Below are 12,762 nucleotides of genomic sequence, written 5' to 3'. Positions count from 1 at the left end.
CACTCCTCCTCCACTCGCCCCTCGACCGTCAGCCCCCTCCCCCGCGGACAGCGGGGGAGGGCTGGGGAGGGGGCGCTTTTCGAGCCAGCAGCGTGACACGTGCGAAGCACCCGCTCCCCTCGCTTCCAACTCCTCTCCACCCACTCCCCCTGCCCCACAGTGCATCCTTGCAACGGAGCGCACGACGCCGCGCCCAAGGAGCCTCCCGATGCGCCACCTCTCCACCCGCCTGCTCGTCCTGCCCTTCGCCGCTCTGCTGGCCGCCTGCACGACGCCGGGCGGACCGATACCGGAGGAGAGCGGCACCGCGGGGCTCACCGCCTGGGATCCCGGCTTCCACGCCGTCGTCGCCCCCGACGGGCGCGTCGAGCGGCTGGCGCAGGGCTTCGCCTGGGCGGAGGGGCCGGTGTGGTTGAGGGACGCCCTCCTGTTCACCGACGTGCCGGGCAACCGCATCCATCGCTGGTCCGAGGCGGAGGGGCTGTCGGTGTTCCTGGAGCCGTCCGGCTACACCGGCCCGGAGCGCGACACGCTGCGCGAGCCCGGCGCCAACGGCCTGTACCCGGGCCCCGACGGCAGCGTGCTGCTCGCGGACTCCGGCAGCCGCATGGTCGCGCGGCTGGACCCGGCGACGCGCCACAAGACCCCGCTCGCCACCCACTACGACGGCAGGCGCTTCAACAGCCCCAACGACCTGGTGCGTCGCAGCGACGGCACCGTGTTCTTCACCGACCCGCCCTACGGCCTGAAGGGGCTGGACGCGTCCCCGGTGAAGGAGCTGCCCTTCAACGGCGTCTACCGCCTCGACCCGGACGGACGCGTCGTCCTGCTCGACGACGGCCTGAGCTTCCCGAACGGCATCGCCCTGTCGCCGGACGAGCGCACCCTGTACGTCGCCAACTCCGATCCGGAGCGGCCGGTATGGATGGCGTACACGCTGGATGCATCCGGCGACGTCGGCGACCGGCGTCTCTTCGCGGATGCGAGCGACCTGGTCGGGGACGGCGCGCCCGGCCTGCCCGACGGCATGGCCGTGGCCGCCGACGGCACGCTGTTCGCCACCGGCCCCGGCGGCGTTCTCGTCTTCGCGCCCGACGGCACGCGCCTGGGCCGCATCGAGACCGGCAAGGCCGTGGCGAACTGCGCCTTCGGCGACGACGGGCGCACGCTCTACATGACCTCCGACGATACGCTGGCACGCGTGCGCGTGCGGGCGACCGGGCTGGGCTTCGCGCCGGCGCCCTGAGGGGTCAGCCGACCGCCTCCGCGACCGCGGCGTTCCTGGCGAAGCGGCCCGGTGCCATGCCCACGACCCGCCCGAAGGCGGTGCTGAAGGTGCTCGCCGAGCTGTAGCCGACCCGCGCCGCGACCTCGCCCACGGCGAGGTCGTGATGGCGCAGCAGGTCGCGGGCGACGGCCATGCGCCAGGCGAGCAGATATTCCATCGGCGGCATGCCGAGCGTGCGGGCGAAGCGGGCGAAGAAGGACGAGCGCGACAGCGCGGCCACCCGCGCGAGCTCCGCCACCGTCCACGGGTGCGCGAGGTCGCGGTGCATCCGGTGCAGGGCCAGCGCGAGGCGCGGGTCGGCAAGCCCCCGCAGCAGGCCGCGCGGCGCATCCTGGGTCGGGCGCGCGCGCAGCGCCTCGATCAAGAGCAGCTCCACCAGGCGCGCCAGCACGAGATCGCGCCCCGGCCGCTCCGCGGCGGACTCCTCGCCGACCATCCCGACCAGGCGCGAGAGCCGTTCCACCCCGCGCACGTGCAGCACGGCCGGCAGCAACGCGACGAGCAGCGCCGGGTCCGGCGAGTCGAAGCGGAAGGCGCCGCCAAGCAGGCGCACGTCCGCCGGGCCGTCCTGCCTGCCGTGCCGGACTTCCCCCACCGGCGCGGGCGCGAGCCTGGGATCGACGTGCTTCGGTGCGGCGTCCTCGAAGCCGGACATCGTGAAGCCCGGCGTGGCGGGCAGCAGCAGGAAGTCCCCCGCCTCCAGCGTCAGCACCGGGTGGCCGTCCACCGCCAGCCGGCAGGCGCCCTCGAGCACGGCGCAGAAGCTCGGGGCGCCGAAGTCCGAGTAGCGCACCGCCCAGCGGCCGGCGCCGCTGATGCCCTTGGAGAACACCGCGCGCGGCCGGAGCAGGCGGACCACGTCGGAGAGGGGGTCGCTCATCTGGACGCTCGAAGAAGAAATGCGGACGCATCCGCGCAGATGGTCCGGCGATGCTCGCCTATCGTCTCCCGCGGAGCAAACACCACGGAGCCCCCATGAAGACCATCCTCATCACCGGCTGCTCGTCCGGCTACGGCCTGGAGACCGCCCGCCACTTCCTCGCCCGCGGCTGGAACGTCGTCGCCACCATGCGCACGCCGCGGCCGGACCTGCTGCCCGCCTCCGACCGCTGCCGGGTGCTGGCGCTCGACGTCGCGGCGCCCGCGAGCATCGACGCGGCGCTGGACGCCGCCGGCCCCATCGACGTGCTGGTCAACAACGCGGGCATCGGCCTGTTCGGCGCCTTCGAAGCCACGCCCATGGCCACCGTGCGCGAAGTGTTCGAGACCAACACCTTCGGCACGATGGCGACCACCCAGGCGGTCATCCCCCGGTTCCGGGCGCGCCGCAGCGGAACCATCGTCAACGTGACCTCCAGCGTCGCACTCGCGCCGATGCCGCTGGTGGCGGCCTATACCGCGAGCAAGACCGCCATCGAGGGCTTCACCGCATCGCTGGCGCACGAACTCGGCGCCTTCGGCGTGGCGGCGAAGCTGGTCGAGCCCGGCTACGCCCCCACCACGCGCTTCGCCGCCAACGGCGCGGCGCGCATGCACGGTCTGATTCCCGAGGCCTACGCGGACTACGCCCGGGACGTCTTCGCCGGCCTCACCCGGGGCGTGGCGACCACCCGCGAATCCGACGTGGCCGAGGCGGTCTGGGAGGCCGTGCACGACACCAGCGGCCGCCTGCATTTCCCGGCGGGCGCGGATGCGGTGGCGCTGGCGGCGGCCCGGGAGACGGAGCCCGCAGCCTGCCACTGAGCCGCGGCGTGCGGGCGCGCCGCGCTCCTCAGCGGAGGTCGCGCCCGGAATCGGTCGCCAGCGCCCGCTCCACCCTACGACCCAGCGCCGCATAGGCCACGACCAGGGCATCGACGAACCGCCGCTCGCCCGCCATCTCCCCGAACACCGCGTCCAGCCGCAGGAAGGCCGCCACGTCGTCCTGCGCCTGGCCGGTCGTGCCGCGGCCGATGTCCGCGAGCACGTCGGCCATGGGATCCACCAGCGCCACGCCGTTGCGCGCCTGCCGGCGCACGAAGTGCATCCACGCCGCCACGGGCAGGCACAGGCGGTCGATCGGGCGGCCTGCGGCCAGGGCGTCGTGGAGGGTGCCGAGCAGGCGGACCGGGATCTTCTGCGAGCCGTCCCAGGCGATCTGGGCGAGGCGGTGGCGGATGGCGGGGTTGCGGAAGCGCTCGAGGATGGCGCCGACGTAGGCCTGGGCGTCGAAGCCGGCGGGCGCGTCGAGGGTCGGGGCGATGTCCTCGCGCATCAGGCGTTCGAGGAAGGTGGCGAGGCCGGGATGGCGCATGGCGTCGGCGACGGTCTCGATGTCCATCAGCGCGCCGAGGTAGGCCAGCGCCGAGTGCGGCCCGTTGAGCAGGCGCAGCTTGGCGCGGTCATGGCCGGCGATGTCGCCGCTCAGGATCGCGCCGGCGCGCTCGAACGGCGGCCGTCCGTCGCAGAAGGCGTCCTCCACCACCCACTGCGCGTAGGGCTCGCGCTGCACCGGCCAGGCGTCCTCCACGCCCAGCGCGGCAGCCACGCGCTCGCGCAGGACCTCGTCGGTGGCGGGGGTGATGCTGTCCACCATCGAGCGCGGGAACGTGGCCTCGGCCTCGATCCACGCGGCGAGCCCGGGGTCGATGCGCCGGGCGAACGCCAGCGTGGCGCGGCGCAGCCGGCCGCCGTTGTCCGGGAGGTTGTCGCAGCTGAGCACGGTGTAGGGCTTCAGCCCCGCGGCGCGCCGCGCGCGCAGGCCGGCGACGATGTAGCCGATGGCGCTGACCGGCGTCGCCGGCGCGGCGAGGTCGTGGACGATGTCGGGATGCGCGAGGTCGAGTCCGTCGCCGGCGAGGCAGTAGCCCTTCTCGGTGATGGTGAGGGTCACCAGGCGCACGTCGGGATGCGCGAGGCGCGCGAGCACCGCGGCCTGCTCGTCGCGCGCGCAGAGCACCTCGCGGATGCTGCCGATCACGCGCAGGCGCGGCGTCTCGCCCAGGAGCGACAGCGTGTAGAGCCCGTCCTGCGGACGCAGCGCGTCGCGCACGTCGGGATTGCGCAGCGAGACGGCGCAGACCGCCCACTCCGGCGCCTCGGCCAGCAGGTCGTCGAGGTAGACCGCCTGGTGGGCGCGATGGAAGGCGCCCGGCCCCAGGTGCACCACGCCGATCCGGGTGGCGGCGGGGTCGTAGCGCGGGCGCTCGATGCCGGGCGGCAGGTCGGCGAGGGTGGCGTCGGAGAGACGGCGGGCGTCGGTCATGGGAAGGTCGGAAGGGTCGGGCTGCCCGCCCTTCGGGCGGGGCGGAAGCGGCGAGCGGTCACCAGTCCCACATCGAGCCGTCCTCGAGACGGGCGACGGGGAGCTGCTTCGGCGCGTACGGGTACTTCGCGGCCAGCGCCTCGTCGATGTCCACGCCGTGGCCGGGGGTGTCGCCGACGTGCAGGCGGCCGTCGCGGAAGGCGTAGTCGTGCGGGAACACGGCATCGGTCTCCTCGGCGTGGAACATGTACTCCTGGATGCCGAAGTTCGGCACCCAGGTGTCGAAGTGCAGGGCCGCGCCCATCGTCACCGGCGACAGGTCGGTGGCGCCGTGGAAGCCGGTGCGCACCTGGTGCAGGCCGGCGAAGTCGGCCAGCCGGCGGATGTGGGTGATGCCGCCGCCGTGCACGATGGTGGTGCGGATGTAGTCGATCAGCTGGTTCTCGATCAGGTGCTTGCAGTCCCAGATCGAGTTGAACACCTCGCCCACCGCCAGCGGCGTCACCGTGTGCCGGCGGACGATCTCGAACGACGTCTGGTTCTCCGCTGGCGTGGCGTCCTCCATCCAGAACAGGCGATGGGGCTCCAGGTCGCGCCCCAGGCGCGCGGCCTCGATGGGCGTGAGCCGGTGGTGCACGTCGTGCAGCAGCTCGACGCCGTTGCCGTGGTCGGCGCGCAGCCGCTCGAACAGGCGGGGCACGGTCTCCAGGTAGCGCGGCGTGTTCCACACCGTCTCGGCCGGCAGTTCGCTCTCGGCCGGCTCGTAGGGCCTGCCGCCGGAGGCGATGCCGTAGGCCTTCTTCACCCCCGGCACGCCGCACTGCGCGCGCACGGCCAGGAAGCCCTTCTCGATGTACTTGCCGACCTCGTCGCTGGCCTCGCCGATGTCGCGCCCGTTCGCGTGCGCGTAGACCAGGGCGCCCTCGCGCGAGCGGCCGCCCAGTAGCCGGTACAGCGGCAGCCCGGCCATCTTGCCGAGGATGTCCCAGAGCGCCACGTCCACCGCGGCGATGGCGCTCATCGTCACCGGCCCGCGCCGCCAGTAGGCGCCGCGGTAGAGGAACTGCCAGACGTCCTCGATGCGGCCGGCGTCGCGGCCGATCAGGTTCGGCACCACGTGGTCCTGGAGATAGCTCGCCACCGCCAGCTCGCGGCCGTTGAGCGTCGCGTCGCCGAGGCCGTACACGCCGGAGCGGGTGACGATCTTCAGGGTGACGAAGTTGCGCCCCGGGCAGGTGACGATGACGCGGGCCTCCACGATCTCGCGATCGCGGTGCGAGCCGGGCCGGGCGGATTCGGACGGAGAAGGCGTGTTCATCGGGCGGACTCGTCGGAGGGTGCCGGCCGTACCGGCAGTTCGAAGGGACCGGCGGGCAGGCCCGCGCGGTCGAACAGGTTCACCAGGGGGCTGTCGGCCCAGGCATGGCGCACGCGCGTGGCGGTGGCGGCGCCCGGGCCCTCGACGACCACGCGGTCGCCATGCGCCCGTGCCTGCGCATAGCGACAGGAGCCAGTCGCGTCGCCGCACAGCTCGACGCCGATGGCCGCGTCCGCGCCGTAGGCGACGAGGCCGTCGGTCACGTCCTCGAAGGCCACCACCACCGCCCCGCCCTCGCGGTACGCGGCGACGGCCACGGGTCCGGTCGGCGGCAGGGCTTCGCCGAAGGCGGCCGCGCGCGCGGCGCGGGCGAGCCGGCGCCCGACCTCCTGCTTGTTGGTCGGATGGATGTCGTAGCGGTCGCCGATGTCGATGGCCACGGCCAGGGCGCTGTGCGCGTCGTCGGCCGCCACCCTGCGCTGGGCCTCGCGCAGCGCCGCCCAGTCACTCTCGCCGGGCGTGGTCGGCGCCGCGCCGTAGTTGGCCAGCTGCACGACCAGGAACGGCAGGTCCTGCCCGAAGCGCGCGCGCCAGTCGCTGCGCAGCCCGCGCAGCAGGCCCGCGTAGCGGTCGGCCTCGAAGGTGTTGGACTCGCCCTGGTACCACAGTGCCCCGCGCAGGGGCATGCGGCCGAGCGGCGCGATCATGCCGTTGTGCAGGGTCGAGGTGCCTGCCGCCGACTGCCAGGGGGCGCGCGGCGGCGAACCGTAGGCGACCGGTACCTGGCGCCACTGCCAGCCGCCGTCCAGCGGCACGCGGCTGCCGTCAGCGAGGCGCAGCGCGTGCAACGAGGCGGGACCGGCGAGTCCGCCGTCGCGGTAGGTGTCGAGCACGTTGACCACGACGGTGTTGGCGCCGGCGCGCAGCAGGCCCGCCGGCAGCGGGTATTCGCGCGGCGCCCCCGCGCCGTAGGTGCTGCCGACGGCGCGACCGTTGACCCAGGTCATGTCCACCTCGTCGGCAGGGCCCAGCAGCAGCGCCGCGTCCTGCGCGGCCTGCGCCGCGCTCAGTTCGACCGTGGTGCGGTACCAGACCATGCCGTCGAAGTCGGCGAGCTCCGGCACGCCCCAGCGCTCCCAGGCGCCGAGCTGCGGCGGCGCAGCGCGCCAGCCACCGGCGCCGTGGCCGGGCTCCCAGGGGCGGTCGCCATCCGGCAGCCCGGGGCGTTCCGCCCACCAGCGCGCCCAGGTCTCGCCCCAGCGCCCCACCGCGGCGACCGGATCCCCCGCGTACAGGGCGAGCACGTCCAGTGCCTCGTCGTGGCCGCCGACCGCACGCAGCGCCTCGGCGCTCATCCAGGCCTGGATGCGGGAGCCGCCCCAGGCCGCGGCGACCAGTCCCATCGGCACGTCGTGCACGGCCTGCAGCTCGCGCGCGAAGTAGTAGCAGGCCGCCGAGAAGTCGCGGACGGTGTCCGGCGTCACCGGCTGCCAGCGCACCTCGCCGCCGAAACCGGCACGCGGCACCGGGCTGCCTGTCTGGGGCACGGTCAGCAGGCGGATGCGCGGGTTGTCGGCGCCGGCGATCTCGGCGCGCGCATCCAGCGTGCGGTGGACCTGCAGCTCCATGTTGGACTGGCCGGAGCACAGCCACACGTCGCCGACCAGCACGTCCTCGACCGACAGCACGGCCTCCCCCGCGCGGGCGGTCAGGGTGTAGGGACCGCCTGTCGGCAGCGCCGGCAGTTCCGCCTCCCAGCGGCCGTCGGCACCGGCGCGCGCGCTGGCGCTGCGTCCCGCGACGGCGACCTGCACGCGCTCGCCGGCGGGCGCCTCGCCCCATACACGCAGCGGGCGGTCGCGCTGCAGGACGGCGCCGTCCCGGAACAGCGCGTGCAGCGCGAACGCCGGCTCCGCCGCGTGCGCGTCGGGATGCGGCGCGACGGCGGCCAGCACCGCCGCGAGCACCGCGGCGCGCAGGACCTTCGCGCGCGTCACCGGGTGTCTCCCGGCGCGTGCGGGAACTCGAGCGCCTGGTAGTACTCCAGCGTCTGCGCCGGCGCGGCGTAGCCCTCGGGCAGGGGCCGGCCGGAGAAGGTCTGGAAGTAGGCGATGCTGGCGTCGCGCCACCACTGCGCCTCCTTCTCCTGGATGCCGAGGAAGGTCGCGACCTGGGCGTGGCGCGCGGCGTCCACGTAGGAGGCCAGGCCGTCCCAGGTCGCGCGCATGCCGCGCACCGCATCCACGCCGCGCGTGTAGCGGTGGACCAGCTCGTCCCACAGCGGACGCCCGGACTGCGTGCGGTAGTCCCAGGGCACGTGGTGGAACCACAGCAGGAAGTCCTCGGGCACGCGCGTCACGTCGCCGAACACCTCGGCCACCGCCGGTGCGTACTGCGCCACGGCGTCGCTGCCGGTGGCGGTGCGGTCGAAGCCGATGCCCTCGGCGGTGGCGCGGTGGTAGTACACCGAGGTCCAGTCCGCGCGCGGGCCGCCCTCGACCCACGGCGCCGGGCCGTAGTGGTGGCCGCGCCCCATCAGGTGGTGCAGGCCCAGCGGGGTCATGTAGTCCACCACCGCCTGGTGCGAGGCCATCATCATGTCCACCACCGGCGCGACGAACGCCGGGGCGGTCGAGAAGGTCATGCGCACCCAGTCCGCGGCGATGTCTCGGGCGCGCGCGCCGGGATCCCAGGCGAGCCGGCCGTAGGCGTACCAGTTGGCCTGGTCGAAGTGCGAGCCGCTCCAGTTGCGGTCGCTTCCGATGTTGGCGACGCCGGCCATGCCGGTCAGCGCGTGGCCGTGCAGCGAGCCGTCGAGGACGCGCGCCACCGTCGAACCTGCGCCCTGCACGTGGGTGTCGGCGTCGAGCACCTCCTCGTACAGCGCGCCGAGATAGGCCAGGTGCGTGGAGAAGCCCAGGTACTCCTTGGTGATCTGGAACTCCATCATCAGCGGCGTGCGCGGCATGGCGCCGAACAGCGGATGGAAGGGCTCGCGCGGCTGGAAGTCGATGGCGCCGTTCTTGACCTGCACCATCACGTTGTCGCGGAACGCGCCGTCGTGCGGCACGAACTCGTTGTAGGCCTGCTTGTGGCGGTCGTCCGGCTCCTCCTCGGAGTAGACGAAGGCGCGCCACATCACCACGCCGCCGTGCGGCGCCAGCGCGTCGGCGAGCAGGTTGGCGCCGTCGGCATGGCTGCGGCCGTAGTCCTGCGGGCCCGGCTGGCCCTCGGAATTCGCCTTGACCAGGAAGCCGCCGAAGTCGGGGATGGTGCGGTAGATCTCGTCGGCCTTGTCCTTCCACCAGCGCTGCACGGCGGGATCCAGCGGATCGGCGGTGGCGAGCCCGCCGATCTCGATCGGCGCGCTGAAGCGCGCGCTCAGGTAGACGCGGATGCCGTAGGGCCGCATCACGTCCGCCAGCGCGGCGACCTTCTCCAGGTACATCGGCGTGAGCACCTGGGCGTTGGCGTTGACGTTGTTGAGCACGGTGCCGTTGATGCCGATCGACGCATTGGCGCGCGCGTAGTCGGTGTAGCGCGGGTCGCGCCAGTCCGGCAGGCGGTGCCAGTCCCAGATCGACTGGCCGGCATAGCCGCGCTCGACGTAGCGGTCGAGGTTGTCCCAGTGGTTCAGCACGCGCAGCGCCAGGCGCGGCGCCTCGCGCAGGTCGAGGGCGTCGAGCGGCGCGCCGGTCTGCGCCAGGCGCAGGAAGTGGAAGGCACCGTAGAGCGCGCCGATGTCGTCGTTCGCGGCGACCACGGTGGCGCGGTGGCCGCCGATGCGCACGCTGCGGATGAGGTAGCCCTCCTCGCCCAGGTCGGCGAGATCGAGCCCGAGCCCGGCGACCACCGGCGAGGACGCCGGCGTGCCGACCACCAGCGCGCCGTCGCGACGCGGCGCATCGGCCAACGCCGGCGCGCCGCCGAGCAGGCCGCCGAGGCCGCGGAGCAGTTCGTCGCGCAGCGCGCGCTGGGTCGGCGTGGACGCGGGCGCCACGAGCTCGGCCGCGTGCGCGCGCAGCACCGGCGCCTGCCGGGCGTCCAGCGGTGGGTAGCGCAGCCACAGGTCGTAGCCGTCCTCGGCGTGGGCGATCGCCGTGCAGGCCAGCGTCGCGAGCAGGGCCAGCAGCACGGCGAGACGGCTGCGGAGCGCGCCGGAACGGGCGCGGACGGCGCCCATGCCGATGCCTTCGAGGGTGGCGGTCGCCCGCCGCGCATGCTCGCGGGTGCGCACTGTTAGCGTTAGCATTCGAGGAATCTCCATGCCGGGTCCGGTGTTGCGATTGGGGATGCCCGACGACGCTGCGGCACCGCCCCCACGGGGTGCGGGGGCGGCACTCGTACGCCGACGAAAGGAACCAAGGGTTGGACAAGCCGAAACCGAAGAAAGCGGTGCGCCGCAAGGGACGCGCGGTCACCATCGCCGAAGTGGCCAGTCTCGCCGGCGTCTCCCCGATGACGGTGTCGCGCGTGATGAACAACCAGGGCAAGGTGCGCGACTCCACGCGCGAGCGCGTCCTCCAGGCCGTGCGCGAACTCGACTACACGCCCAACCTCGCCGCCGCCTCGCTGGCGGCCGCGCAGCACACGCGCATCGCGCTGATCTACACCAACCCCAGCGGCGCCTACCTGCGCGAGCTCCTGGTCGGCCTGCTGCGCATCGCCTCGCGCAACGCCATCCAGCTGGTCATCGACTACTGGGAGGGCCTGGACCCCGAGGGCGAACGCGCCGCGGCGCGCTCGCTCGCCAGGAAGGTGGAGGGCGTGATCCTGCCGCCGCCGCTGTGCGAATCGCCCACGGCGGTCGGCGAGCTCACCCGCGCGGGCGTGCCCCTGGTGGCGATCTCCTCCGGCCGCTTCACCGACGAGATCTCCTGCGTGCGCATCGACGACTTCCGCGCGGCCAAGGAGATCACCGAGCACCTCCTCGCCCAGGGCCACACGCGGATCGGCTTCATCCGCGGCCGCCCCGACCTCAGCGCCAGCGCCCGCCGCTTCGAGGGGTTCCAGGCGGCGCTGCACGAGGCCGGCGTGCCGTTCGAGGCGCGGCTCGTGCAGCAGGGCGACTACACCTACCGCTCCGGGCTCAAGGCCACGGAGAAGCTGCTCGCCCAGCGCAGGCCGCCCACCGCGATCTTCGCCAGCAACGACGACATGGGCGCCGCGGCCATCTCGGTCGCGCACCGGCGCGGGCTCGACGTGCCGCGCGACCTGTCCGTGGTGGGCTTCGACGACACCTCGGCGGCGACCACCGTCTGGCCGGAGCTCAGCACCGTCCACCAGCCCATCGCGTCGATGGCGAACACGGCGGTGGACGTGCTCCTGCGCAGCATCCGCCGCCGCGACCGCAGCACGCGGGTGCTGGTGGACCACGTGGTGCCGCACCGCCTGGTGGTCCGCGGCTCGGTCGCGCCCCTTCCCCAGGCGAAATAGCCCGCCGGGCCCTCCCCGGCCCGGCGCGGCGACGTGCACGACCCGCATGCGGGTGCTCATTCCACGCTCCCCTCCCCCGACGGCGCGCCGGTCTTCCGCCGGCGGCGCCGTCCGTTGGCTCAACGCAGCAGGTACTGGTTGAGCAGGTTCTCGTAGGCCTCCTGGCGGCCGCTGCGCTGCTGCGGCTCGCCCGACTTCAGCGCGATGCCGTGCAGGTCGGCGAGCGACAGGCCGCCCTCCTCGAACGCCTTGCCCTCGCCCGCGTCGAAGCTGGCGTAGCGCTCGCGCCGCCACTGCTCCCACGGCGAGGCGGTGAGCAGCGCGTGGGCCACTTCCAGCCCGCGCGCGAACGCGTCCATGCCGCCGATGTGGGCGATGAACAGGTCCTGCGGATCGGTGGACTCGCGGCGCACCTTGGCGTCGAAGTTGAGCCCGCCCGGCTGCAGGCCGCCCTGGCGCAGCACCACCATCATGGCGCCGACGGTGTCGTACAGGTCGCTCGGGAACTGGTCGGTGTCCCAGCCGTTCTGCGGGTTGCCGCGGTTGGCGTCGATGCTGCCGAGCATGCCGGCGTCGGAGGCGACCTGCAGGTCGTGCTCGAAGCTGTGGCCGGACAGTGTGGCGTGGTTGGCCTCGATGTTGAGCTTGAAGTCCTGGTCCAGGCCGTGCTCGCGCAGGAAGCCCACGCAGGTCGCGCTGTCGAAGTCGTACTGGTGCTTCATCGGCTCCATCGGCTTGGGCTCGATGAGGAAGTTGCCGTCGAAGCCGATGCTGCGGCCGTAGTCGCGCGCCATGGTGAGGAAGCGCGCCATGTGCGCCAGCTCGCGCTTCATGTCGGTGTTGTGCAGGCTGGCGTAGCCCTCGCGGCCGCCCCAGAACACGTAGTTGCCGCCGCCGAGCTCGACGGTGGCCTCCAGCGCGTTCTTGACCTGCACCGCGGCGCGCGCGACGACGGCGAAGTCGGGATTGGTGGACGCGCCGTTCATGTAGCGCGGGTGGCTGAACAGGTTGGCCGTGCCCCACAGCAGCTTCATGCCGGTGGCCTGCTGGCGCTCCTTGGCGAGCGCGACCATGTGCCTGAGGTTCCTCTCGTACTCGCCGATGTCGTCGGCGTCGGGCGCGAGATCCACGTCGTGGAAGCACCAGTACGGCACACCCAGCTTGGTGAAGAACTCGAAGGCGGCGTCGAGCTTGGCCTCCGCCTTCTGCAGGGCCCCGCCGCTGCCGGCGTCCCACGGATAGGCGCGCGTGCCCGGGCCGAAGGGATCGTGGCCCGCGCCGCAGAAGCTGTGCCAGTAGCACACCGCGAAGCGCAGGTGCTCGGCCATGGTCCTGTCGCCGATGCGCCTGTCGGGGTCGTAGACCTTGAACGCCAGCGGGTTGTCGGAGCCGCGGCCCTCGAAGGGAATGCGGCCGATGCCGGGGAAGAACTCCTTGGCGCCGATGAAGGGTTGCGTGCTCATGGGGGTCTCGTGT

9 protein-coding genes are annotated in these 12,762 nt (G+C 73.4%); 3 read left to right on the top strand and 6 right to left on the bottom strand.

Annotation, left to right across the window (positions count from 1 at the left end; all coding sequences use genetic code 11):
* Positions 1–208 precede the first annotated feature (208 nt).
* Positions 209–1,246, top strand: a complete 1,038-nt coding sequence (locus ACFO3Q_RS08635) for an SMP-30/gluconolactonase/LRE family protein (protein ID WP_377004255.1) — start codon at positions 209–211, stop codon at positions 1,244–1,246.
* Between the two features lie 4 nt (positions 1,247–1,250).
* Here the strand turns inward: ACFO3Q_RS08635 and ACFO3Q_RS08630 are convergent, their stop codons facing one another.
* A complete protein-coding gene (locus tag ACFO3Q_RS08630) occupies positions 1,251–2,168 on the bottom strand; it encodes an AraC family transcriptional regulator (protein ID WP_377004254.1) in 918 nt (305 codons plus the stop codon).
* A 95-nt stretch (positions 2,169–2,263) separates the two neighbouring features.
* On the opposite strand from ACFO3Q_RS08630, the gene ACFO3Q_RS08625 reads away from it, so the two are divergent.
* Positions 2,264–3,031 carry an SDR family oxidoreductase gene (locus ACFO3Q_RS08625; RefSeq protein WP_377004253.1) on the top strand — a complete coding sequence of 256 codons (768 nt, stop codon included), beginning with the start codon at positions 2,264–2,266 and terminating at the stop codon, positions 3,029–3,031.
* A 28-nt stretch (positions 3,032–3,059) separates the two neighbouring features.
* Here the strand turns inward: ACFO3Q_RS08625 and ACFO3Q_RS08620 are convergent, their stop codons facing one another.
* Genes ACFO3Q_RS08620 through ACFO3Q_RS08605 form a run of 4 tightly spaced genes read right to left on the bottom strand, consistent with a single transcriptional unit; the run spans position 3,060 to position 10,033 of the window.
* Positions 3,060–4,532 carry a mannitol dehydrogenase family protein gene (locus ACFO3Q_RS08620; RefSeq protein WP_377004252.1) on the bottom strand — a complete coding sequence of 491 codons (1,473 nt, stop codon included), beginning with the start codon at positions 4,530–4,532 and terminating at the stop codon, positions 3,060–3,062.
* Between the two features lie 58 nt (positions 4,533–4,590).
* A complete protein-coding gene (manD, locus tag ACFO3Q_RS08615; protein WP_377004251.1) occupies positions 4,591–5,850 on the bottom strand; it encodes a D-mannonate dehydratase ManD in 1,260 nt (419 codons plus the stop codon).
* On the bottom strand, positions 5,847–7,829 hold the full coding sequence (locus ACFO3Q_RS08610; protein ID WP_377004259.1) for a sialate O-acetylesterase: 1,983 nt from the start codon (positions 7,827–7,829) through the stop codon (positions 5,847–5,849). The genes manD and ACFO3Q_RS08610 overlap by 4 nt, the downstream gene beginning before the upstream one ends.
* Positions 7,830–7,843: 14 nt before the next feature.
* Positions 7,844–10,033 carry an alpha-glucuronidase family glycosyl hydrolase gene (locus tag ACFO3Q_RS08605; RefSeq protein WP_377004258.1) on the bottom strand — a complete coding sequence of 730 codons (2,190 nt, stop codon included), beginning with the start codon at positions 10,031–10,033 and terminating at the stop codon, positions 7,844–7,846.
* 185 nt (positions 10,034–10,218) lie between these two features.
* Here ACFO3Q_RS08605 and ACFO3Q_RS08600 point away from each other — a divergent pair, with 185 nt between their 5' ends.
* On the top strand, positions 10,219–11,286 hold the full coding sequence (locus ACFO3Q_RS08600) for a LacI family DNA-binding transcriptional regulator (RefSeq protein ID WP_377004250.1): 1,068 nt from the start codon (positions 10,219–10,221) through the stop codon (positions 11,284–11,286).
* A gap of 119 nt (positions 11,287–11,405) precedes the next feature.
* Here ACFO3Q_RS08600 and xylA read toward each other — a convergent pair whose 3' ends face one another.
* Entirely contained in the window at positions 11,406–12,749 is a 1,344-nt protein-coding gene (xylA, locus tag ACFO3Q_RS08595; RefSeq protein WP_377004249.1) for a xylose isomerase, read from the bottom strand.
* Positions 12,750–12,762 lie beyond the last annotated feature (13 nt).

This window comes from Coralloluteibacterium thermophilum, assembly GCF_042654365.1.
Classification (GTDB): domain Bacteria; phylum Pseudomonadota; class Gammaproteobacteria; order Xanthomonadales; family Xanthomonadaceae; genus Coralloluteibacterium; species Coralloluteibacterium thermophilum.
This window is presented reverse-complemented; position numbering and strand designations above follow the sequence as displayed.